This window comes from Halomonas sp. KM-1 (genome assembly GCF_000246875.1).
In the GTDB taxonomy this organism is placed as follows: domain Bacteria; phylum Pseudomonadota; class Gammaproteobacteria; order Pseudomonadales; family Halomonadaceae; genus Halomonas; species Halomonas aerodenitrificans.
This window is the reverse complement of record NZ_BAEU01000127.1, coordinates 75495-102492: the sequence shown is the minus strand read 5'-3', so window position 1 is coordinate 102492 and position 26998 is coordinate 75495. Positions and strand designations below refer to the sequence as shown.

The 26998-nt window shown below is 64.7% G+C and carries 2 protein-coding genes; both read left to right on the top strand.

Annotated elements, in window-relative coordinates; translation table 11 throughout:
• Window positions 1-5: 5 nt before the first annotated feature.
• Window positions 6-26168 carry an LEPR-XLL domain-containing protein gene (locus B8115_RS15410; protein WP_010628717.1) on the top strand — a complete coding sequence of 8721 codons (26163 nt, stop codon included), beginning with the start codon at window positions 6-8 and terminating at the stop codon, window positions 26166-26168.
• Complete coding sequence (locus tag B8115_RS15405; RefSeq protein ID WP_010628716.1) at window positions 26161-26988, top strand: hypothetical protein; 828 nt, start codon at window positions 26161-26163, stop codon at window positions 26986-26988. The genes B8115_RS15410 and B8115_RS15405 overlap by 8 nt, the downstream gene beginning before the upstream one ends.
• Window positions 26989-26998 lie beyond the last annotated feature (10 nt).

The following is a 26998-nucleotide window of genomic DNA, read 5'->3' as shown; positions in this document are numbered from 1 at the left end:
TCGAGATGAATCGCCCCCTGCGCAAGCCCCTGTCGGACCTGATCTCTTCGCTGGCGCGCAAGTCGCGTCGGGCCAAGCGTGCCCAGGCCGAGCCCTCGCGTTTCATCTTCGAGGGGCTCGAGCCGCGCATGTTGCTCTCCGCCGATCCGCTGACGGCAGCGGTGGCCGCCGGCAGCGACATGGTGCTGCGCATGTCCGCGGATCAGCAGCGCCTGGAGCTGGTGGAGCGCCTGGAGGAGCAGGAGCAGCTACTCCACAGCTTCGACCTGGCGGCGGCGCGCGATGCAGGGAGCATCACGATTCAGGGTAGCGAGGACGACGATTCGCTGAGCTTCGACGCCAACCTGTTGGATGTCGATCTGAGCGGGCTGCTGATCAATTTCCACGGTGGGGACGGCGACGACACCCTGAACCTGGCCAACAGCCAGGGGCTGGTCATCAACTTCGTGGGGGGCGAGGGCGATGACCGTATCCAGGGGCTCGAGGCCGATACCGCATGGACGGTGACCGACGATGGCGAGGGGCACGCCAGCTTTGGCGATCATTCGAACGGCGACTGGCTCAGCTTCAGCGGGATTACCGACATCGATGCGGCCTGGTATCGCGAGGCGGGCGATATCGCCCCCGAGGAAGACGGCTTCACGCATCGTCTTTCCGCTACCGTGGACGGCATGAGCTGGGCGCTCTACGACGAGCGCAGCCTGACGCTGGGCGGTATCGCCTTCGAGGGCGTCGACGTTCTCGTCGGACGGCACAGCCAGACCCTGGACTATTCCGACTATGCCACTTCGGTGGCGGTAAACCTCGGCACCGGCAATGCCAGCGGCTTCAAGCAGGTGGGCGGCTTCGGTCATGTGATCGGCACCAACGGCGACGACATTCTGATCGGCGATGCGTCAGCGACCCTGGGCGTGACGCTGGACGGTCGCAATGGCGATAACCTGATCGTTGGCGGCGGCGGTAACGATCTACTCAAGGCGGGCGCTGGCCAGAGTACTTTAGTCTCCGTTGGCGGCAACGACACCTTCGCCCTGAGCGACAGCCTGGGCGACGACTTCAGCCCCGAAGAAGCCGAACTGACCTACGTGGTGGAGCGCTCAGCCGGGAACATCACGCTGACCAACCAGGGCGCTCAGGCGCAGATCGCGACCCAGCTGGGCAGCGTGGCGTTCACTCATCAGCCGGTGGAGATCGTGCTGGCGGCGGCGGGCAATGGCCAGACCCTGAGTGCCGCCGACTATGCACTTGGCGGGGTGACCTTCCAGGCGCGCGACACCGCGTCGAACACCACCATGCTGGGCAGCCAGCAGAGCGACCGCTTCATTCTCGGCGCGGGCGGCGGCACGGTGAATGCGGGCGGCGGTGACGAGAACCTGATCGAGGCCCAGGCCGACGCGAACATGACGCTGAGCGATGCACAGCTGGCCGTTTCCGGCTGGTCGCTGTGGCAGCTCGAGAACGTGCAACTGGCACGCCTGGTGGGTGGCGAGAGCGACAACGTGCTCGATGCCCGTGGCTTCACGGGACAGGTGCGTCTGGAGGGTGTGGCGGGCAACAACACGCTGTATGCCGGTAGCGGTGGCGCCATTCTGATCGGCGGTAGCGGCGACGACGCGCTCTACGGCGGTGCCGGTGACGATGTATTGTTCGGGAACCGCGGCAATAACCTGCTGGACGGTGGCGGCGGTAACAATACGGCCATAGCCACTACCTCCCATTCGCTGCGTTTGTTCGACGATGGCGACGATGCCATGCTGCGTCGTGGCGACTTTGCCGAGCAGCATGAGCTGGTGTGGCAGCGCACCGCTGGTGACATGGTCGAGTTTCATTTCGGCGGTGAGCAGACCATTGCCTTGAGCATCGATGCCGAGGCCTTGGAGGTACAGCACGCCCTGGAGCAGCTCCTTGGTATCGGCGCGGGCAATCTGCAGGTTGCCCGTGAGGCGACGGACGACGAGGTGCGCTGGACGGTGCGTTTCGTCGGCGATTTCATGCGGCTGCTCGACGATGGCAACTTTGCCAGGGCGCTGGATGGTGAGACTTTCGGCGTGGCACTGATGGGGGCCGGCGCGGCTTCGGTGATGTCGAACCAGACCCGCGCCCGCCAGGCCGGCAGCGATACGCTGGTCAACATTCAGAATGCGGTGCTCGAGGCGGAGTTCGGCAATACCGTGCTCGATGCCCGTGGTTTCAGTGGCAGCGTGCTCCTGCAGGGTGGCAGCGGCAACGACACCTTCTATGGTGGCGAGGGCTTCACGCAGTTCGTCACCGTGGCCGGCGACAACACCATTCATGCCGGCAGCGGCGAGAACGACATCACCGGTGGGGCGGGTCGCGACCACCTCATCGTGGCCCTGGCCACCGGTCAGCAGAGTGTCACGGTGGGGGGCGACAGCTTCCAGGTCGACGGCACGGTCTCGAACTACGTCAATGTCGATCTGCTGACCCTGGTCGGCAACGACGGCGACAATACCCTGGATGCCAGCGGCTGGCATGGCCTGGGCGAGCACAGCTCGTTGATCGAGCTGATGCAGCGTGGCGGTGCGTCGCAAACGGACATCGAGGCGTTCCTTGCCGCGTTGGGCGGACGCTTCGACCCGCAGGCCCTGGCGGACATGGGGGCCACCGCGGCCGTCCTGAATATCACCCTGGCCAACGGGCAGACGCACAGCCTCAACGTTTCCGATGCGCGCACCCTGGGCGACCTGCTGCTGTTGCTGGGCACCGTGGAGGGGCTCGAGGCGGAGTTCGACGCTGCCGAGGGCCGCCTGCGCGTGGTGGATAGCACGAGCGGCGCCGGCAGCTTCGCCATCGTTGCCAACGACACCGCCGCGCTCCTGACCGATGCGCTGGGTTTCGCCATGTCGGGCGGCGAGTGGCTGAGCCAGGCTCTGGCCGGTACGGGGGCGGTGATCGATGCCAGGTTGGGGGGCGACAATACCCTCACCGGCAGCCGTGGCGACGACCGCTTCATCGTGGTGGCGGGCGAGCACGAGATAGACGGGGGCGCGGGCACCAATACTCTGGTGGTCGAGCACGACGCCGACATGACCCTCGAAGACGACACCCTGACGCTGGGTGACCTCGACACTGCGCTCGCCAACATCCAACTGGCCGAGCTGCTATTGACCGGCGGCAGCGGTGTGACGCTGGAGGCCACCGCCTTCACCGGCATGACCCAGTTCCGGGTGGCCGAAGGGGTAGCCGCTACCGTCAAGGCCAAGAGCGACGACCGCGTCACGGTGGATCTCGCCGCCAACAGTTTGGCGGGCCTGGATGACGTCACCGTAGAAGGGGGCGCGACTCTGGTCGGCTACTGGAAGGGTGACAGCACGCTGGATGGCATCACCCGAGCATTCACCGACCATATCGAGCTGCGTGCCGACGGCCGGCTGACCATTACCGGTGCGAACCTGACCACCGATGGCAGCGATCTGACGCTGATCGCACGGCATGTGACGATCAGCGGCGCGAGCGAGCTGAACACGAACGGTGGCCACCTGCACGTCAGCGCTCAACTGCCGCCCAAGGTGCTGGCGCCGGTCAACAGCTTCGTCGACGTGGGGCTGTTCGATCTCTCCGTGAACATCGGCGATGCCACCCTGACCGGTGGCAGCGTACGCATCGATGCCTTGCTGGTCGACCCCGAGCGCGACTGGTTCAACCAGCGCACCGGGGTTGGTCTGATCGACAAAGGCATAGATGCCACCTTGAATTTCCTGCAGGGCCTGTCGCTGTTCGGCAGCATTTCCACCCTGATTGCCAACGCCACCATCGATATCGGTGCCGATGCCAAGATCACCGCGACGGATGGCGATATCGTCGTAGCCTCGGAGATCGACATCACCGCTGACGTGTCGCCCACCAAAGCCTGGGGACTCGGCGTTTCGGTGAGTACGCTGATCACCCGTTCCAACGTCCATGTGCATGGGCAGCTGACGGCATCCAACGACATTCACCTCAGCAGCAGCGTGACTACGACCCAGAACGTGGAAGCCGCACCGGGCGGGCTTGGTGGTGTGGCGGGCGCGGTAGCGGTCAGCGTGCTGGTGAGCGAGTCGCGGGTGATGGTGTGGAACGATGCCGTCATCGATGCCAATAACGATCTGACCGTTTCCGCGACCACGGTGGAGAACAACACGACGAAGGCAACCTCGGCGCCCGACAAGGGGGTGGTGGGTATCGCCATTGCGGTGAACGTGGAGAGCAGTCGCACCGAGGCGCAGCTGGCCGGCGACGTCACGGTCGGTAACGACCTGCTGGTGGAAGCGACGACCAAGCAGGGCGAGAGCAACGGTGCCGTCACCGCCAGTGCCGGCACGGCCAAGCCTTCCGGCGGGCCGAGCGACCTGCGCGACGGCATCGAGTCGTCGTTCAAGGACGCTTCGCCCACGGCGCTGATCGGTAACTTCCAGAGTGCGCTGACAGATGCACTGACCGACAAGATCAAGAAGACGGTGGGCGAGAAGGCGCCCAACTTCATCGGCAAGCACTTCCGTGAGTCCGAGGGAGAGAAGAAGAACTCGCTCGACGTAGCCGCCGCCCTGGCGGTTTCCGTCGACCTCAACATTGCCGAGGCGCGCCTGGGTACCAGCGTCGATCGGGCCGGCAATGCACTGGGAGACAACGAGCGCAGCCGCATCGTCGTCGAGGGCGACGTCACGGTGCAGGCGCTGAGCCAGCATCGGCCCGCCGTGAGTGCCAGCGGTAGCGCTGAGGGCGTCGACCCGAACAAGAAGGAAAAGGAGAAGAGCTTCACCGACAAGGTGCTGGGTAACACCATCATCGCCAAGTATCTGGCCGCCGAGAAAAAGTCGGCAGTGAAGGGCAACGACTCCGCCGAGGCGCAGAAGAAGCAGGCCCAGGACGACAAGAGCGAAGCCAGCGAGGCGGCCAAGGTGGGAGTGGCCGGTGCGGTGAGCTTCGGGCTGCTCGACAACAGCGCCAACGCCACCATCGAGGGCAACGTCGACCTCGATGCCGGCAAGGCAATCTCCGTGGAGGCCGCGAGCCTCAACACGGTGGATATCGGCAGCCTGTGGGGTATGAATCTCTATACCGCGGGCAAGGCTTTCGACGATCTCGAAGGCACCTACGACCACACCAGCAGCGAAGGCACCGTGGCCACCGCGCCGAGTGAGAAAGTGCTGGTGGCAGACGGCCACCAGGCCGGCGGCGAGGCTGGTTCCGTCTATCGCTTCCTTGGTGAGAACGGCGAGAACATCGATCTTGCCAGCGAGGACTTCTCCAACGATGAGCGTTGGGAGAACCTGGGAACTCCGCTCAATATCCGTATCGGCGAGTTCGTCGATACCCTGAACGGCTACACCTCAGGCGACCTCGGCCTGCCCGGCAGCTTCGACAGCTGGACCATGGCCACCGCCGAGGGTAGCAAGCTTGCCGTGGCGGGCTCGGCCAACGTCTTTTTGGTCAACCAGAACAGCGATGCGCGGATTCGCGAGGGTGCGCGTATCAACCTGGGCGATGAGACCGACATCGGTGCCGTGGAGCCGCAAGCTGGCCAGAGCGTCAGCGTCGTGGCGCGTAATGACAACCACCTGTTTTCTCTGATCGGCAACGTCAGCCTGCCTTCGTTTTCCGGTGCCAACAAGGCCGACGGCGACGCCTGGAAGAAGGCTTTCAAGAACGACATCGATACCATCAAGTCGGGCCTTGCCGGGGTGAAGTCGGAGGGCAGTGCCATCGGTGCCGCCGTGGGTGTGCATCTGCTGGGCGGTAGTGCCACCGCGATGATCGAGCGTGGTGTGGAGTTGGTGGCCGATAGCCTCGACGTGCGGGCCGCCAACGAGACCCTGCTGCTCGGCATGGGGGTTTCCAGCGGCCAGGCCGACAAGGTGGCGTTCAATGCCACGGCGGTGGCCAACATCGTGAACAATTTCACCCTGGCCCAGGTGCAGGACGGCGTACAGCTCAAGATCGGCAACGGCAGCGTGGAGGGCGAAACTGCAGGCCCTTCGCTGCGCATCAGTGCCAACGACGATACCTATGCCTTCGGCATTGCCGGTGGTGTGGCACAGGGCGGCAGCGTCGGCATCGGGGCGTCGGTGGTGGTCTCGGTGATCGAGCGGGATACCACGGCGGTGCTCGGCAGCCTGGCCGAGGATCTGGCCTTCGCAGGTCGCATTGCCGTTGGCGGTGACGCCTTGGTCGAGGCCAACACCTTCGGGGTGGTGGTCGACATGGCCCTGGCCGGCGCCAAGGCCGGTGGCAAGGCACCCAGTGGCGTCAGCTCCGACAGTGGCTCCGGTTCCGGCGGTAGCGGCGGCGGTAGCGGTGAAGACGACCCCAACAAGTGGCCCAACAACCAGAGCAACTACGACAACGTGCTGGCCGAGCTGACGGGCAAGCTGGGTCAGGGCGGCGGTAGCGGTGGTGGCACTGGCGGCGGTGGCGGTGACAAGAAGGGCGGCTTCGGCGTCGGCGTTTCCGGTTCCGTGGTGGTACATGTCGGCAACGACAATACCCAAGCCCTGGTGCAGGGGCTCGAGCTGTTCGATGTTTCGGGTTCGACCCGCGTGGCGGCCAATGACAGTACCCATCTCGGTTTGCTGGCGGGTGGCGCTTCGCTCTCTCTCGGCGGCGACGGCGTGCAGGTCGCCGTGGCCGGTGCCGCCACGCTGGCATTCCAGAACGGTATTACCCAGGCGCGTATCGACCATATCGGCCGCTTCGACAGTGATGGTGTGATGGTCGATGCGTTACGCGAAGGCTGGGCGGTGATTGCCTCGGCCGGGCTGGCCATGGCCAAGGGTCAGAAGGGCTTCGGTTTTGCCGGATCGGCCAGTGTGCTGCGCTCGTTGCGCACCGTGGACGCCGGCCTGCTCAACATTCAGGCCGGCAGCCTGGGCGATGTGAGCGTCATCGCCCGCGATGCCGCCAATACCATTCTGGTTGCCGGCGCGGTGGCCGGTGGCGGCAAGGCGGGCGTGGGCGGGGCAGCCGCTTATGCCGAGATTTCTCATGATGTACAAGCGCAGGTCGATGGTCTGGGTAGCGATGGCGTTGCCATGGCCGTGACCGGTATGTCGGTGGATGCCAAGAGCGAGGCGCTGATCGTCAGCATTGCCGGCTCCGCCGGTATCGGCGCCAGCGCCCAAGGCGTGGGCCTGGCCGGTACCGTGGCGATCAATCGCATCGAGAACACCACCCAGGCGCTGCTCAAGGACGCTTATCTGACGGCACCCCAGTCAGAAGGTGAAGAAGGCGAAGAAGGCGAGCAAGACGCCGTGCCGTTCGCCGTGCGGGTGAGCGCCGAGGATCGCAGCAGCATCTGGTCGCTTTCCGGCGCCGTAGGCGTTGGTGGCACGGCCGGTTTCGGTGCTGCCATCTCGGTCAACTATCTCTCCAACACCACCAGCGCCTTGATTCAGGGCGGGGTGATCGAGCAGGCGGCCGGCGTGGCGGTGCTGGCCGCCAATACCGGCCTGTTGCGCACGCTCACCATTGGCGTGGGTGCCAGCAAGAAGGTGGCCGGCTCGGGCAGTGTTTCGGCCAATATCATTGCCAACTCGCTGCGCGCGGGCATCGATAGCCAGCGTATCGAGGCAACCAAGGCGATCTCGGTGCTGGCACAGGACCGCACCCAGCTGATCGCCATCAGCGGCGCCGCTGCCGGTGCCGGCAAGGCGGCGCTGGCCGGCAGCGTCTCGGTCAACATCATCGACAACGATACCCGGGCCACGATTCTCGACAGTCATCTCACCACCGACGAGGGGGTGCTGCTCAGCGCCACTTCCAGCTCGCTGGTGGTCTCGGTGGCCATTGGCGGCGCGGGGGCCGGCAAGGTGGGGCTGGCGGGCGCGGTGACGGTCAATCTGGTGTCCGGCCAGACGGTCGCTCAGGTCAAGAATTCACAGTTGACGGCCGGTGACGATATCCAGGTTCAGGCCACCGATAGCGCGCAACTTGTGGTGGTGGCCATCGGTGCCGCCGGCGCCGGCAAGGTGGCGGGCGGTGTCAGCAGTACCACGGTACAGACCGACAACGCCATCGTGGCGCTGGTGGAAGGCGGCCGGCTCGAGGCTGACAACGTCAGGATATGGGCAGGCCTTGCCGAGGAAACCGAGCGTGGTGCTTTCGACCTCGAGGCGCTGACCGGGGTCAATCCGGAAACCGAGGGCACCGAGCTCGCTGAGGGCGAGGAGGAGCCGGATATCGCCGCCCGTGACATGGGCAACCTCAATTGGTCCTCCGGTGTCGTGAGTGTGAGCATTGCCGGTTCCGGTGCGGGGGCCGCGGCCGGCTCCGCGGCGGTGAATCTCAACTGGATGCGCAGCTCGATTCGCGCCGAGGTGAGCGGCGGTGCCGTGGTGGTGGCGCGCAACGATGTCGAGGTGAAAGCCTACGATAAGAAAGGGCTGGCCAGCTTCGCCTTCGGCGTGGCCGGGGCCGGCAAGGTGGCCGGTGGCGCTGCCATCTCCTTCAACTACATCGGCGGCGATCCTTCGGATCCGTCGCGAACTATCGATAACACCAGCGACGACGACGTCAATGCCTCTCAGGACATGCTGATCCTGGAGGGAAGTGGCAACACCTTCGGCTACAAAGCCGGCCAGGTGGCGGCGGTGATCGACAATGCCGAGGTGACTGCCGAGGCGGGCAACGTCACGGTCGAATCCCATGCCGAAGCCCAACTGCTTAACATCACCGCTGGCGGTGCCGGGGCGGGCAAGGTGGCATTGGCCGGCTCCATCGCCATCAACTTCATGCAGCACGACCTGCTGGCGCGGATAGGCGGTGGCGCTCAGGTGGTGGCCAATGCGGTGGCGGGTGACGACACCACCGGCCATGTGCGTGTGAGCGCCTCCGTGGCGCCGATCATGATCAACATCGCCGGTGCCGCAGCCGGCGCCGGTGCCGTCGGCCTGGCGGGAGCCTCCGCTACCAACGACATGGCTTCCATCGTCAGCGCCCGTATCGACGGGGCCGCGACCCGGGTGACGGCGGACGGTAACGTCGATGTTCAGGCTCGCCTGCTCAGAGTGACCGACGGCGTGCCGCAGATGAACGTCGACAACAGCCTGATTCCCGAGGAGGAAGAGACCGGCGACCGGCCGGCGACGCCGGAACAGGGCGATCAGATCTGGAGTTTTGCACTCAGCGGCGCGGGTGCGGGCAAGGTGGCCGTTTCCGGCGCGCTATCGTTGAACTGGCTGCGTAGCAATGTCGAGGCAGTGATCGATGCCGCCGAGGTGAACGCCGAGGGCGACGTGCGTGTGGCTGCCTCCGACGACCTGGGCCTGAACGCCTTCACCGTTGCGGCCTCCGGGGCAGGCGCTTTCGCTGCCGCGGGCTACTTCGCCTATAACTATGTCGGCGGCAACCCCGACAATCCCGCTGACGATGCCAGCAACCGTATCGCCGCACTGATCCAGAACGGTGCCAAGGTCACGGCCGGTGGTAGCGTGCTGCTCGAGGCCACCTCCGATTCGCGCATCAACGCTTACACCATCGGCGGTGCGGTGGCGGGCTTCGCCGCGCTGAGCGGTACCACCACCCTCAACTTCACGCGCAAGGAAATCCGCGCCGAGGTGCTGGGCGGCGCTACCCGCGTGGAAGCCGGTGAGCACATTCTGATCGAGGCCGAAGACAGCAGCCGCATGACCTCCGCCAGCGTTCAGGTCAACGTGGCGGTGAAGGGCGGTGCGGCCGGTATCTCGGTGGTTTACCACGACATCCAGAACCGTATCGTGGCGGGCAGCCAGGGGGCCGAACTGGAAACCCGCCAGGACGGTGGCGGTGACGTGGTCATTCGCGCCGATTCTCTTTCCAGCAATCTGATTACCAGTGCCGGCGTGACCTACGGCACCTTCGGCGCCGGGGCGGCCAACGCCGGCAGCTCGGTGATCCGCAACCTGGCGGAAGCCAGAGTGGATGGTGGCGCGGTGCGTGCCGACGGCACCCTGCTGGTTCATGCCGACGTGGTCGATACCAGCCGTATCGTGCTGGGTACCGTGGCAGCCGGGGCCGTGGCCATCGGCGGCGGGGTGTCGGTCGATCTGATGGGCAGCGACAGCCGCGCCTGGATTGGCGGCAATGCCGACGTGCTGGCGCGAGGCAACGGCGATGGTCGCGCCGTGACGCAGCGCTGGGACGATGGCTGGAAAACCGAAAGTCACAAGGGGGTGGTGGTGTTGGCCACCAGCCACATGACCTTCCTGACCGTGGCGGCCACGGTCGCCGGGGGCATCGGTTCGCTGGCGGCCAACGTCACGGTGGACGGGGTCAACGGTTCTACCCAGGCCTATATCGAGAATGCCAGGGTTCGTAGTGGCGGCGATGTCGTCGTGCGCGCGCTGCACCATACCGACGCCGACAGCGGCGGCGGTGCGGCTGCCATCGGCGCCGGCTTGGCCGCGGCAGCGGGTGTCGACACGACCCTGCTCGGCCATCGCACCGAGGCCTGGATCGACGGTTCGGATTACAGCTCGCCCGAGGCCATGGTGAAAGCCGACGAGGCGCTGATGGTCGAGGCCGAGGCCTCTGTAGTGTTCCTCTCCGTGGTCATGGGTATCGCGGTGGATATCGCGCCGGGTGCGGCGCTGGCCGGCTCCGCCAGTGCGGTGAACGTCTCCATGGAGACCCGCGCCACGGTGCGCCAGGCCAGCATCGAGGGCCGCACCATCGATGTGCGCGCCGAGAATCATGTCGACGGGCGTTTCATCGTCGGGGCTCTGGCCGGCAGTGGTGGCTTCGGCGCTGGTGCTTCGCTGGCGGTGGGCCTGCTCAATCCCAGGGCCGTGACGTCGATTCAAGGGGCGAGCCTGACGGCGAGCAACGACATCCGTATTGCCGCCAGACAGACCCTGGACATGGGCATCAGCGTGGTAGCCGGTGCCGCGGGCGGCGGCGCGCTTTCCGGCGCCTTCTCGGTGATGATGGCCGATGCTCATACCGAGGCTCGGGTTGCCAGCTACGCTGGCCAGCGCAGCGAACTGCGCTCCACCGGCGGTTCGGTGGAGGTGGTCGCCAATACGCTCACCAAGATGAACGTACGTGAAAACGCCGGCGACTACCTGCAAGGGGTGGGCGCTGTCAGTGTGGGTGGCGTCGGGGCCGGTGCCTCGGTGGAGGTCATGGTGCTGCGCGAGCGCACTCTGGCATCCATCGACGATTACAGCCTGGTACACGCCGCCGGCGACATTCGTGTGGAAGCCCTGCTCGAGCGCGACATCAACTCGGCGGTATTGGCCTTTACCGCCAGCGGTACGCTCAGCCTCAACGGTGCTATCTCGGTCATCAGCCTGGGAGCGGGGCTCAGCGAGGATGCCGTGGCCGACGTCGAGGAGCTTGGCCAACTGGTCTCGGGTTCCTTTGCTGGCTTCGCCAACGGCGACTATGCCATGCAGGAGAGCGCAAGCTCAGGCGACTCCGGCATCGAAGATGACGACGACGACCCGTACGACCCGGAAGACTTCGAGCGCGACTTCGATGCGCCGGCCAACGCCGGCAATCAGAACCAGGCCAACCGCAAGACCACCAACCAGGCCCTCGATGAACTGACCTTCCAGGTGAGCTTCGACGTCGAGAAGAACGGCCAGGTGATCGGCGACACTACCGCCAAGGTGGGGCGCTTCACCGAGCTCGATGCTGCCGGCGATATCGTGGTCGAGGCGAAAGAGCTGCTCGAGGTGGGGATCGTGACCGGCGGAGCGGCCATTTCCGGCGCCGCCAGCGTGGGCATTTCCATCGCCGTGCTCGAACTCAACGGCGCGGTGAGTGCCACCGTGGGCTACGGAAGCTCGCTCGCTGCCGACGGTCAAATTCGCGTGGCCAGCCACGCTGAGCTCAACAGTAACCTGCATGCCGTGGGCGGTGCGGCGGCTCTGGGTATCGCCATAGGCGGCCAGAGCACCATCATCCTGGATCGCAGCATCCAGCAGGCCTATATCGAAGATGCCGGTACGCCGGCTCAGGCTGTCGTCATCAATACGCCCGGCAATCTGACGCTGAGCGCCAGTGTGGACCGTCAGCATCAGGCGTTGGCGGCCGGCGGCAGCATCGGCAAGGTGGCGGCGGGTATATCCGTAGGGGTGGTCGAGATCAGTGGTGCCACTCAGGCGTGGCTCGGTGAGCGTGCGATCCTGGGTGACGATACCTTGTTGAACAACGTGATGGTGTCTGCCACCAGCCTCGACAGGGTCAATCTGACCGTGGTTGCCGTGGCCGCCGGTCTGGCCGGTGCGGGCACCGCCAACGTATCCACCGTGAGTCTTTCCAACGATGTGCAGGCTTGGCTGGGCAGCGGCATAACCCTCAGCGCCTTGGGCGATGTGGTCATCAGCGCGCTGCATACGCCGCGGGTCAGCGTAGAATCGCTCGGGGTGGCGGTTAGCGCCGGGGTCGGTATCGGCGCTTCGGTGGTGGTGGGCAACCTGGGCACCCGGGTGCTGGCACAGGTGGGCACGCCTGGCGGCGCCAACAGCGACATCAGCCTGCGCGCCGCCAACCTGACCGTCGAGGCGGGCAGCACGCTGTTGAATGACGCGCCGTCTCTCTACGCACGGGCTGTCGGCTCCGCCGGCGGGGCGCTGCTGGGCCTCAATGCCACCGTGATCACTCTGCGCGACAATGCCCGCGCCGAGGCCGTGATCGGCAATACGCAGTCCAACCGTGCCGCGCCGGGCGAGCCGCAGAGCGACAACAATATCGAGGTGGCCGGTCATCTGCGAGTCGTCACCGACCTGCGTACGTCGCTGGAAGGTCGTGCCATCAGCGTGGTGGGTGGTTTGGTGGCGGCCGGTGCTGCCGTGGTGGACGTGCGCCAGAATACCCAGAGCCGGGCGAGGATCGGCGATGGTCATCTGATCGGCGCGGGGCGAGTCAGCGTCGAGGCCGGCGGTCACCAGCAGGCGGAGCTCTACTCCTTGGCCGGCAGCGGCGGTGTGGTCGCCGGTGCCGGTGCCGGTAACCACCTGCGCCAGACGGCCATTACCCACGCTACGGTGGGGGCCTCGACCCTGTCCGTCACGGCGCCGTTGACTTCCACGGACCCGGATGCCGGCAAGCTTCTGATTCGCGCCAACCAGATCTTCGAGATGGAGAGCCAGATACTGGCTGCGGCGGGTGGCGTGCTCGGCGGTACCGGGGCGGAGGCGCGCTTCCGCATTACCGCCGATACCCTGGCAAGCGTTTCGGCCAACGCCAATGTCACGGCTGACAGTCTGGACATGTTTGCCGAGAGCGAAGTGATTCGCGAGCGTCTGGCGGGGAACGGCCACGATACCATTCGTGGTGTTGCCGGCGGTGCCGTGGCCGGCGCCGGTGCCAGCACCGATGCGCTGTTCGATCTCGATACCCGGGTGGAAGTGGGCGCTGGCGCGAAATTGACCACTACCGTGGGCGATCTGCGTCTGGAGGCACTCAACGCCATCACCTTCCACGATCAGATCAACCTCACCGCTGCCGGCCTCGGCTCCGGCGCCGGCATTACCTCGCACATTCGCGATGACGATATGGCGGCCAGCGTGCTGATCCATCAGAACGCCGTGCTGCACAGTGCCGGCGAGCTGGTGGCGACGGCGCGCGGCACGGGCGACCTGAGTTCCGTTCTGCTGATGGACACCTACGGTGCCGCCACCGTAGGCGTGGGCGACGTGCGGGTGATCTTGAGTCCCAACAATCGCATCGTGATGCATGAAGGCGCCAGTGCCACGGCCTTTGGCGACATCAACTTCGCGGCAGGCGGCGATATTCGCGGCAATCGCGATGTATACGCGCTGAGTGCGACGCTGGACAGCTTTGCCGGCAGCCTGATTCCGATCACGGATCTCAATGCCCGGGCGGAGATGAACCAGTCGCATCTGATCGATATCCGCAGCGGTGCCGAGCTGGTGGGCGCAAGGGACATCACGTTGTTCACCGAGCGCTTCGGCTTCAGCGACATGAATGCCCAGGCCAAGGGCGTGAGTTGGATTTCGGCGGTCACGGGGGCCATCGATGCCGCCCTGGGTGGCGGTGGCGGCTCCGAGATACTCGATGGCGATGTGGTGACCCGCTCCAACGGTCGGGTCAACATCGACGGCACGGTGCGTACCGGTATCGATCGGCATCAGCGCCTGGTGCTGGAGATGGCCAATATCGATTCGCTGGCTCGCGACATCAACCAGGCGCTGGAGTCTCTGCGAAGTGAGCTGCAGACCATTCGTAGCGCCAATGAGCCTGACATCCTGTCACTGCTTGGCCAGATCGACGCACTCGAAGCCGAGCTGGCGTTGCTCGAGGAGCAACTGGTCGAGTTGAACGATGAGCTGGTGGCGCTGGAGGCGGAGAAGATCGAGCTCGAGGACGAGCTAGGCGAGCTGGAAGATGAACTCGACGTCCTCACCACCGCGCTTGCTGCTCTTGATGATGAAGATGACGAGAAGACGGATGAGATCGCTCGACTCGAGGCCGAAATCGCGGCCAAGCAGGGCGAGATCGCGACCAAGCAGGACGAGATCGCTGCCAAGCAGTCGGCCATCACGGCCAAGAACGCTGCCATTGCCACCACCGAGCAGTCGATCGCCGGCAGGCAGGGCGACATCGCTACCCGGGAGAGCCAGATCGCTCAGAAGCAGAGCGAGATCGCTGCCAAGCAGGCTGAGATCGATGCCAAGGAGGCCGAACTCGACGCGTTGTTCACCGGCAATGCCGGCAATTTCCTGGTCGCGCGGGAGGGCTACGACGACATCGGCTTCAGCGTGGGCTATACGCGCGGTCAGTCCGAGCTCGTCGATGAGCTCCGCGATCTCAGGGAGCGTTTCGCGCTGTACCGCAGTTCCGGCAACCAGCAGCTGATCGATTTCTATACGAACGAGATTGCTCGTATCGAGCAGCGCCTGCTGGATGAAGGCTTTGCCGAGAAGGTCGGCAACGACATCTTGATCAACGAGGTGGATCAACTCACGGTCTACATCGACGATGTGTGGGCCCAGGCCGGTACCGTCTATGTATTCGCCGACGACCTCACCGGCAGCGGCGAGGTGGATGCGCCGGGCGATGCCAGCATCACCATTCTCAACACTGCGCCGTCACGCATGGTGCTGGGTAGCACACAGATTCCCCAGGTGGTCGGCGGGCTTTACTTCAACCTCACCGAGGTGGGCAGTGCCGCGGCCATCAATCTGCTCAACTCGAGTTTGACCACCAGCCTGTCGGGGCTCAACCCGGTGGGCAGCGAGGGGGCGACGCCGCGTATCACCATCGTCAACAGCAGCGGGGTCTATTTCGACTCCAGCGATGGGGTGCGGGGCCAGGTGCTCGATGCGCTGGTGCGTGGCTTGCAGTTGGAGGGGCTCAGCGACACCGCGCGTGACGCTTTCCTCTACGACAACAACGACTATGGCAACTCACCGGCGGCCAGCGTGCTGTTCGCGGTCACGGGTCTTACCCGCAACGTCTCCGGCGAGATCGTCGCCTATGCGGCGGGCTCGCTGGAGATCGAAGGGGAGATGCGTGCCGAGAGCCTGCTGCTTTCCTCGGCCGGGGAGATTTCCGTGCGCGGCCTGTCGCAGTTCAATCCCGGCGGCAATCCTGATGCTCAGGCGGTGAAGGCTCACAGCGGCGATGGCGTCGGTGGGCTCAGCGCGGAGGCACTGGAGGCGATTCGCAACAGCCGTGGCGATTCGCCGGATCTTTCCGCCGGCGTGATCGTGATCGATGCCGAGTTCGTCAACCTCAACGGCTACATTCGTGCCGGCGAGGATATTTATCGCCTGGTGCTGGGCGACGCCGATGCCCAGCGTATCGCCGATCATATCCGCAGCGGCAGCACCAGCAGCATCGTGCTGCCGGCCTCCAGCGGCACGGCGCTGGCCATCTTCAACCCGCGCACCGGCCAGATCGAGGTGCAGAACATCGCCATCGAGGGTGGTCGTCTCGATATCACCGGCCACGTGGTCAACACCGGTAACGGACTGCTCGAAGTGCTGGGCGGCTACGGCACCATCGAAGTGATCAACAACACCCAGTACGCCCTTGCCGTAGGCGGGCTGGACGTGAGCCGTCCGGGCCAGGGGATTCTGCGCATCGACGATAAGTTCACCGGGCTGCACGAATACCGCTATGACCCCGACGGCAACAATACCTACACCTTCAAGCCCAGGGAGGATGCGCGCTACGGTTTCAGCGTGGCCCAGGACAGCACCGAGCGGCGCTATGCCGTGAAGGGGTCCAGCAGCTGGCTGGGTATCGATGCACTGGCCGCCGACCCGCGCACGCTGAACTGGGGCAACAGCGAACTCAGCCCCGGCAAGCTGCAGGATTCGCTCTCCTATTTCTACACCTCCAACGAGACCGGCTACCGGTACGCGCAGAGCCAGATCGGTGCGGAGCCGGGCGAGGCCTTGCAGAACTGGAACGACATCCCGGTGCAACTGGTGGACAAGTGGTCGACCAGTACCTGGTATGGCAAGAAGACCAACTACGCCAAGTTCGTGCAGGAGCGCGAGAGCGTGATTCTGCATACCCACTCGGTGGAGGCCAACCGCGACGTCCAGATTCGATTCATCGGCAATCAGACCGGCACCATCAACGTCGAGTCTCGTGGCGATGTTGTGCTGATCGGCGATCTCGCCAACCACAACGGCACCAGCACCGTGAAGACGGAAGGGGCCATTCGTCAGAACGACGATCAGCGCCGCGACATTCGCATCAGCGGTGCGGAAATCGTGTTGCGTGCCGAGGATGGCATTGGTAATGGCCGCGCCATCGATCTGCACAACCGCCTGGGTCCGGATGCGGCCGCGGCACCGCCGATGCGTCTGGATGCCGTGACCGTGCGCGGCGACATCAACGTTCACCAGCTCAACGGTGACCTGACCGTGAACCGTGCTCATGCCGGCGGCAACGTCAGCCTGATGGCCGCCGGCAGTTTGATTGCCGGCACGCTGCAGGGCGGCACCACGGCTCATGTGCAGGGTGGCAATCTGACCCTGATTGCCGAGGTCGGCAGCATCGGGAGCATCGCTGCCAATAATCCGCTGCTGATTCAGCAGTCGGGCGAAGGGCGCCTCAACGCCACCGCACGTGGCGATATTGCCTTGCATCAGGTCAGCGGTGATCTCGGCGTGGAGCGCATCGTCAGCGCCCAGGGCGATGTCTGGCTGCGAGCCGCGGGCGACCTGCTCGACCGCAACGACGATAGCCGACGCGACGAGCGCACCATCGAGCAGCTGCGCGGGGTGTGGGATCGCATGGGGCTGGTTCCCGGCGAAGAGGGCGGACGCATCGAGGCCGCCAAGCAGGAGCTCAAGGACCGCAAGGCCAATGAGTATCAGACTTACTGGAACTACCGTTTTGCCACCAGCGAGGACGTGATCGGCGGGTTGGTGGACGGCGAAACCTACCGCATCAAGAGCATCGACGAGCACGGCAACCTGCTGCTGGAAGTGGGCAGCGGCGACGAGCGTACGGAAGTGCGACTGGTGGCACCCGACATTGCCGCGGACGATCCGCGTGCGGGTCATCGCTTCTATACCTCCGGCAGTGACTTCTTCACCATCGACAGCCTTGCCGACGTCACCGCCGACGGCCTGCTGGCTGCCGGTGGAGCGCTTGCCGTGGGGCAGACCCTCACCTATCGCCGCGTGGTGGAGTATGACCCCGACCAAGGCGTGATTCTGACCGAGCGCGAACGCAGCGCTTATCGTGAGGCCTTGCTGGAACTGGATCCCTCGTTGGCCGACGACGAGGCCGCCCTCGAGGCGCGAATCGACGGCATCGCTCAGGACCGCACTACCGTCTATCGCCAGCTGCATGCCATCCATGGCGTGGACGAGAACGGCTCCGCAACGCTGCTGCGCGAGCTGAACTATCAGGCGACCCTGACGGCTGCCGAGGTGGCCAATATCGAGTCTTCGGTGAAAGAGTGGACCGAGGCGGAGCTGCTGTCGTTGATCGGCGCCGGGCTGCTGCAGGAAACCACCAGCACCCGTACCGAGATTCAGGCGGCTAACGTCGAGGCGGCGGGCAACATCACCTTGATCGCCGGCGGCAACATCGGTGTGGCCAGCGGCCGTGAGCTGCTCGACATGACCAACGGTCTGGCGGGGCTGAGCGAGGAGCAGCGTCTGATGCTCTCCGCTGCGGAGCGTCAGGACGTCAGCTACTTGAAGCACGCCCCGGTGGAAGCCAATGTCAATTTCGTGGTGGGCGATAGAGTGGGCGGTGTCACCACCGTTACCCTCGAGCGTACCGATGGCGAGGCTTGGGACACCACCTGGTTCAAGCCCGGCGAGACCCTGGACATCCATGGCAGGTCGCTCAACATCACCGAGAACGGGCTCTATTACGAGATCGTTTCGGTGGACGGCGGTACTCTGGTGCTGACCACGGCACTGGACGTGGTGGCCGAGTCGGGCGTAGATGTCGAGCTGGCCGCGGTGCTTCTCGACCCGCGCAGCACCGAAGCCTTCGGGCCCGACGGCCTGCCGGTCATTCGCTTCATTTCCATCAGCCTGGTTGAGGATTTCAACGTCTACAACGGCGGCGAGATCTACGTTGAAGCCGAGGGTTCGGTCTACCTCGGTGCCGATGCCGAGGAGGGCGAGGCGAGCCTGCGGCTGGCCAAGCTGCACGCGGGGGCGGATGCCCGCATCAAGGTGTCGGGCAGCATTCTCGCCGCCCAGACCCTTTCGGGGGATCTGGTGATCCGCAGCGGCGACCTGGTGCTGGAGGCGGCCAACGGGCAGATCGGCTCCAGCCCCGATTCGCGACTGCAGCTGGACCTGAAGGAGGGCGCGACCGTGACCGCCCGAGCCCAGCAGGATATTCACCTGCATGCGCTTGGCAGCGACATGCGTATCGGCACCATGTTCTCCCAGAGCGGCGACCTGTGGTTGAGTGCCGATGGCAGCATCCTCGACGGCCTGAACCACGGGCTGATCAACATGCTGGCCAACAATATCCACCTGACAGCCGGCGAGAACATCGGCAGGGAAAACAATTTCCTGGAGTTCGCCACGCGACCCGGTGGCGTGATCAATGCCCAGGCCGGCAACGATATCTATCTGGATACGGTGGATGGCAGCATGATCATCGGCTACATCGAAGCCGGTGAACATGTCTACCTGCGTGCCTTGCACTCGATTCTGGGCACCAACGGCAACGAACTGGCCGGTGACATCAAGGCCACGACCCTGCGCCTGGAGACCCGCATTGGCGGAGTGGGCCAGGCCGACCGCCTGCTGGCGATCATGACCGACGACGAGATCGGGCGGCTGGATCTCGATAGTGCCGACACCGCCTTCGTACGTGAAGTACTGGGCAGTGCCAGCCTGGGCCGCAGCGGTGACTTGCGCCTGGGTCAGGTCAGGGCCGGTAGCGACAATACCCTGGCGCTGATCTTCTCGGAGGTGGGTAACATCTTCAACGCTCTGGACGAGGGCGAGATCAACATCCTCTCCTACGGCGTCTACCTCGTGGCCCAGCACAACATCGGTCGTCAGGACAAGGTGATCACCACGGCGACCGGTGTGCTGCAGGGCGAGTCGCGCGAGGGTCAGGTGTACCTGAACAACAGCGGTCACCTGGTGATCGACGGCAAGGGCCTGACCGCCGCTGGCGACATCGAGATCACGACCAATAGCCCCATGACGGTCAGCGAGAACCTGATCTCTCACTCCGGCAACATCTATCTCTACGCCATGGAGAGCAGCGATCCCGACGACAACGGCGATATCGTGACGTTCACCAACGGCGTTCTGGTGGAGGCCGAGCAGGGCAGCATCTTCGTATCCGCAGGCGACGGTATCGTCATCGAGGACGATCAAGTCGTACTCAGGGCCTCCCGCGATATCTATCTACGGGTGGAAACCTGGGAAAGCACTCTGCTGGGTACGCGTCTCGACGATACGCAGGCTTCAAGCGTACTGCGAGGTACTCTTGAAGCGGGCGAGTCCATCGTGATGCGTGGCGGCAACGAAAAAGGACAGCATTGGCTGATCGAAGAGAACGCCACGCTCATCGCCACTACCGTTGAGCTGGATACGGGTAATGGCAACAACCGCTTCGAGTTGCAGGGTCAGATCGAAGCCACCAGCGTACTGCTGAATGGCGGTAATGATGGCGATGTGCTGTGGCTGGCGGGCAGCATCGTGGCCGATCAGGTACTGATCCAGGGCGGTACGGGCGACGACCGCGTGACCTTCGACGGCGAGCACGCCCTGGGCCGCCTGGAAGTGGATCTGGGGGCCGGCAACGATACGCTACGCGTGCACGGCACCATCCATGCCGAACACGGCATGCGTTTCTACGGCGGTGCTGGTAACGACGACCTGATGCTGCATGCCGATGAGCTGCTCGGTGAGATCGAGCTGCTCGGCGGTGAGGGTGACGATACGCTCACCGTGGTGGAGCTCAACAGCCGTACCGATGGCCTGCTGATGGATGGCGGTAGCGGCAGCGATACCTACCGCATCGTGATGCACCAGGGGGTGAACGCCAACTACGAGATCACCGTAGCCGACGGCGGGGCGATCAACGACGGCGTGGACTTCCTGTTCATCGAAGGCCGCGGCTTCGACGACTACCCCGGTATGCTCGACCGCGACATGGGAGCCTTCGTCGACGGCGATATGAGCGACCTGTTCCTGATTCGCCGCAATTTTATTGCGCGGCTGGAGGGCGATTCTTCCCAGGGCGTTACCGGCGGCAACGTGGAGCGCATCAACTACGGTGCCGACATGAACGGCCGGGTCACGGTCAATGGCCATGACGGTGATGACGTCTTCGTGGTGGACGATACCTCCGCCCTGATGACCCTGGACGGTGGCAACGGCAACGACCGCTTCCAGATCGGCCAGCTGTTTGCCGAGCATCCCAACCCTGAAGGTACGGCGGTGGATGGCTATTACGCCACCGGCGTGAGGGTGGGCGACGAGATTCGCGTCACGCCTACCAACTTGGGCTATCTCAGCTATGGCAACAGCGAGGCCATGGTGATCTATGGCGGTGATGGCGACGACGAGTTCATCGTCTACAGCAACAAGGGGCTGCTGCGCATGGAGGGGGAGGATGGCAACGACAACTTCGTCATCCGTGCCTTCATCGCCGAGAACGACATCGAAATACGCGGTGGCAGCGGCGACGACAACATCGAGTACAACATCAATGCACCGGTGAGCATCGACGGAGGCAGTGGCTATAACACCGTGACCGTGCTGGGTACCGAGGGCGCGGATCAGTTCGTCATCACCGAGGACGGTGTGTTCGGGGCCGGTCTCAATATCGGCTTCGAGAACATCCAGCGGGTGCGGGTGGACGGGCTGGAAGGCGACGACACCTTCTATGTGCTCAGTACCCGTTTCGATGTGGTGACCGAGCTGATCGGCGGAGTCGGCAGCGATACCTTCATCGTTGGCGGCGACGTGACGGGACGTATCATCTCCGCCAATCCCGAGGGTCGCAGCAGCCTGGTGACGCACGGCTTCGCTTCCGCCGAAGAGGCTTACCAGACCCTGCTGGCCGATGGTCTGCCGGTCAGCGTGGTCGACCAACGCTCCGGTGTCGTGGTGGTCACCGAGCCCGGTGGTTCCACGAGGGTGGTGGAAGGCGGCGGTCCCAGTTCCTGGTTCGTGTCGCTGGCGCTATCCACCGGGGGGCTGGCCGATGGCACGCTGGTGACGCTGACCGTCTCGGCGGCGATGGCCTCTTCCCACGACCGCAGCCGCACGCCTCACGGTGGGCGTAGCGCAGAGACGGTCAAGCTCTCCTTGCAGGAAGATGGCGAGTACACCCAGGCGATCACCGTGGACTTCGTGCTGGTGGATGGCGTATGGACGCCTGCCCAGGAGATCTTCGTCAAGGCGCCGGATGACGATGTGGTGGAGGGCACGCGACTCGTCACGGTGAGCTACCAGGCGCAGGTAGCCCTGCCCGAAGGGCACGACGGCGAGATGCCGGATGCGCTGCAGTCGCTGCTGAGCCAGCCGCTCGCCAATACCATGGTCACGGTATACGACAACGACCTGGGCGACGTGGTGCTGAACGTTCCCGGCGACCGCTTGCAGTTGATCGAGGGCGACTCGGTGACCGGCCAGGACGGTAGCTTCGAGCTGCGTCTCTCGGCACCGCTTCAGGTGGGTGAAGTGGTGACCGTGACCCTCGATCTGTCGGCTTTCGGCGACCGGGTCTCGGCCAGCACCACTACCTTGGTCTTCGATCATACCAACTGGGACCAGGCGCAGACCGTCACGCTGACGGCCGTCGACAACGATCGTGTCGAGAACCGTCTGGATGGGCGCGTGCTGTTCGAGCTCAGCAGCAACCTCGATGGCTCCATCTACGAGGACGTCAAGGCGAGTACCGTGCGGGTCACGGTCTACGACAACGACAGTCCCGGTCTGGTCATCCAGCAGACCGATGGCCGCACTCTGGTGACCACCGCCGGAGCAACCGACAGCTATACGTTGCGCCTTACCCAGGCCATCGTCGAGCCGGTGACGGTCCGTCTGTTCTCGGACGGCCTGACCGATGTGGTACTCGGCGATCGGGTCTTCCTCGATACGCTGTTCAGCGGCGCGGTAGCCATCGAGGTGCTGGCCGGTGCCGAGGCCGGGCCGCGCTTGCGGCTGCTGGAGAGTTCCTGGGCCGAGCTGGGAGTGAGCGTGGGGATGACTCTGACGCTGGTCGATCCGGCGGGCGATGTCCTGCAGGTCCGCGTCAATCATGTCGATGCCGACGGCTATCTGCACCTGACCCAGGGCGTGGACGTCGCTGCCGGCAACTGGCAGCTGACCGAGGTTGCCATTCCGGCGGTCACTTTCACGGCCGAGGACTGGTACTGCACGGTTGAGGTGACGCTGAGGGCCGATAACGGGTTCGTGGCGGCGGAGACCGAACGCTACGTGATGCCTTTCGCGCCGCAGCCCCACGTGCTGGATCGTATCCAGGGGCCGTTGATCCTGGAAGGCGGTGTGGGCGATACCGATCGCACCTTGAACGCCGCCATCATGCTGCCCCATGAGTCGACCGGCCAACTGGGCGATGGCCTCGGGCAAGGTCTTGGCGATGACGATCATACCGATGACACCGATACCCTGATTCTGCATGCCGATGCCAGCGTGCAGTCGTTGCATGGCAGCCTGACCGCCAATCGCGTGACAGGGTTGGGCATGGGAGAAGGCGTGCTGAGTCAGGACGATGGACGGGGTGCCGGAACCACCATCGACACCCTGCGCGGCGTGACCTTCCATGGCATGGAGATAGTCGAGTTGCTGTTGGGCAGCGGCAACGACCACCTGGAGATCGACCTCGACCCCGTGGCGTTCTCCGGCGAATGGTCGGCCGCCGCCAGCGGTGAACGGGCGATGCTGATCCGTGACGGCAGCTGGCGCGAGGATGGCTTCAGGGCTGGAGACGGCCTGCTGATCGGCGGCGAGCGCTTCCTGGTGTTCGGCTTCACCAGCGCAGGACACATGTTGCTGGATCGTCCGCTCGCGGAACTGCTGAAGGCGCTGGGCGACCAGCGTCCGGCGGTCATTCGCGAGATGCCGCTGACCGTGGTGCATGGCGGTGGCGGCGACGATCTCATCGAAATACGCGGTGGCTACGATGCTCAGATTCCGCTGATCGTGTTCGGTGACACTTCACGCAGCGGCGCACGTTACAGCGCCGTGAGCGGCGAGCCTACGCGCCTGGCGCAGCCCTTCACCAAGCCTGGCAACAACGTTATCGATGCTAGTCAGGCAATCGGTGGCGTGGTGCTGGTTGGCGGCGCCGGTAACGACACCTTGATCGGCGGTGCCGGTAACGACCAGCTGTTCGGCGGCGGTGGCAACAATACGCTGGATGCTCGTGTCGGTGGTAACAACCACCTGTATGGCAACGGCAGCATCGACGTCGACCTGAGCGTGCGTCTGTCTCAGGCGGAGAGGGTGATGACGCTCTACTCTACGACGGGTGACGTAGCGCATGCCACCGGCGACCGCCTGGTGGCGGGCGACAATCGACTGTACGGAGGTAACGGCAACGACGTCCTGATCGGCGACCATGGCGTGATCGAACTCGAAGCGCGCAAAGGCATCGCCAACCTGCGCCTGCTCGACAGCCAGCGCGTGATCTCGGTGCGCAGTACCGATCCCGCTTCCTATGGCCACAACCACCTGGAGGTGACGGGTGGGCGCAATATCCTGATCGGAGGTAGCGGCAACGATACCCTGCAGGGTGGCAGCGGCGACGACATCCTGATCGGCGACCATGCCGATGTGACGTTCGGGCGTGTCAACGACTTCAGAAACATCGTGAAGATCGTGGTTCGCGACGAGGGCTTTGATGGCGATGACATCATCGAAGGCGGTAGCGGTAACGACGTTCTGCTGGGAGGTGGCGGGAACGACATTCTCTACGGCGGCACGGCGCTGAGCGGAAACCACACAGGGAATGACGTCCTGGTAGGGGATTTCGCCGTTCTAACCTTCGTCAACGGGCAGTTGCGCCATCTTGTGACTCTGCCTAGCGCGAGAGCCGGGCATGATGAATTGCACGGTGGGGCAGGTAACAACGTGCTCGTGGGTGGTGAAGGCAACGATACCATCACGGGGGAGAATGGCCGTAACGTCGTATTGGCTGATCTGGGCGAGCTGGTGTGGAACTCCGCAGGGCATCTGGTAAAAGCAATGTCCACCAACCCGGGTCGGGGCGGCAATGACACTGTGACGCTTGGCCACGGTGGCAACCTAGTGATTGGCGGCGACGGCAACAACACCATTCACAGTGGTGACGGCAACGACCTGTTGGCTGGTGATCACGCCGAGGCGCTGTTCGATCAAAATGGCGTGATCCTCTCCTTCACTTCGCTGCATTTCAATCACGGTGGTAATGACACCATTACCAGCGGGGCCGGAAACGACTGGATCATCGGCGGTCATGGCAATGACAGGATCACCGTCACATCGGGTGACAACGTGGTGCTGGGCGACAATGGCCGGATCCTGGCTCGCGACGGCATTCGCCAGCGCGTGGAGAGCCTGGATACCCGCGCCTCTACCGGGGGCAACGACGTAATCCACGTTGGCATCGGCAACGATCAGGTGATCGCCGGGGTAGGCAACGACCATGTCACCAACGTGGCGGGCGAGACCGTGATCATCGGCGATGTGGGTGTGATCCTGAGCGATGCCCGCGGGCGTTACACCATGGCCGAAACGGGCCGCACCGACCTGGGCGGCGACAACCGGCTGTTCGGTGGCAGCGACCGCGACATCATGTTCGGCGGCAAGGGTGACGACTACCTCGACGGTGGGCCGGGTAACGACATCCTGTTCGGCGACTTCGGCCGCGTGACCCGCACGTCGCAGATGATCACGGTGGAGACAATCAACCACTTCGAGGGCGGCAACGATACCTTGATCACCGGCCCTGGGCGCAACATCGCCATTGGCGGTGCCGGCAACGACAGGTTCGACGGCAACTTCGACCTCGACACCATGATCGGCGAGTATGCGCGGATCCGCATCATGCTCAGCGGCAGTAACGAAGCCGAGCAGATCACCTCGATCGTCACGCTCGCGCAGGGTCGCCTCGACCTGATTCGTCAGGCGCAGCAGAACCTCTATGAAGAGGAGCGCGACGATGGGGTGCAGGAGGCACTGGGCTGGCTCGACATGACGCCGCAGGGACTGCTGGGCAATGGCAACCTTTTCGCTCGCCACGACCAGCCCGGATTCCAGGCACGGGGCATGGAGGGGCTGCGGACGCTGATCGACGAGTGGGTCGAGCGCCAGCAGGGGGCAGGCAGCAGCGGGTTGCGTACCAGTGTGGCTTCCTCGGTAGCGGCCAGTGTCGGAGAGGCGTCGGCCCCAGCCCAGGCGCCGTCACAGGATGCCGCGCCGGAGGATGTGACGAACGAGTCGAGCGACGAGGTGCTGGAAGCCGAGCCGCAGGAGCTGCCGCTGGAAGAAACCGAGTTGCCGCAAGAGGCAGCGGAGGAGGGGGAGCCTGCCGAGGTCACCCAGGAGGTCGACGAAGATGCAGCGCTCGAAGTCGCCGGCTTGATCGGCGCCTTGGCCGGGGCCAGTGGCTGGGGCGTGGCGCGTTCGAAGACGAACGGCACGGAACCCGCGCGCATGGCGGCGCTGCGCCGCGAGCAAGCCGCCTGTGAGTGGCAGCGCCTGATGAAGAGTGATAATGGCGCAGAGCGTCAGCAGGAGCACAGCGAGGATGAGTGAGGCCCGTTCGCTGCCAGGAGGCGTGCATGCCGAGATGATGCAGACCTTCCTGGCGGCGCTGGATATGCCCTATGGCATCGAGCGTTCCGCCAAGTGGCGGCCGCAGCGTTGGTCCACGGATCGCCTGCTCTGCAGCGCCCCGGTCTCGGCATGCGGTGCGGATGTGCTCGCTCGGCAGCTACCCGCGCTGCTGGAGCGGCTGGGCATGCAGCACGCGGACATGCAGGCGTTTCTCGCCGAGCTGCAACCGACCGTTGGGGAGGTGCCGCACTATCTGCATCTCGGGGTCGAGGATGGCCGCTGCAAGGTGTACTGGGAGGCGAGCCAGCCCGAGCGGTTGGCACAGGAAGCGCGCTTCGTTCTCTATCGTGCCTGGAAGTGGCAGCCGGGCGAGGCCGCTGCGCTATCCGACTACGTGCTGGAGCCTAGTGCCGGCCAAGCCGTGCGCGCGATCAAGGCGCTACTGGCCGAGATGCCAATGGCATTGGCCGATCTGCTGGAACAACTGGAGGTGAGCTTTGCGCTGAAGCAGACGCCCTGGCCGCCATTGACGGTGCGCATCGAGGAGCGTGTGGGCGGGCGAGAGACGCAGCGCCACTCGTTGAATCTGCATCTGCACCAGGCCCGTCTGCCGCTGGGTGGAATTGCCGGCCTGTGCATGGGGCTCGTGCGCGAATGGCAGAGTGCGCCGCGCAGTACCGTGGTGGAGTGGGTCGCGGCCCATGGCAGCGAAATGCTGGGCAATCTGTCGTTCGGTATCGGCGACGACGGCCAACCGTTCCTGACCTGTTATCACGGGGCCCGGTTGTGCAAGCCGTAACAGAGTGAAG

Coding starts and splice junctions, on each gene's coding strand:
- B8115_RS15410 (WP_010628717.1), top strand. CDS start 6: ATGAATCGCCCCCTGCGCAAGCCCCTGTCGGACCTGATCTCTTCGCTG.
- B8115_RS15405 (WP_010628716.1), top strand. CDS start 26,161: ATGAGTGAGGCCCGTTCGCTGCCAGGAGGCGTGCATGCCGAGATGATG.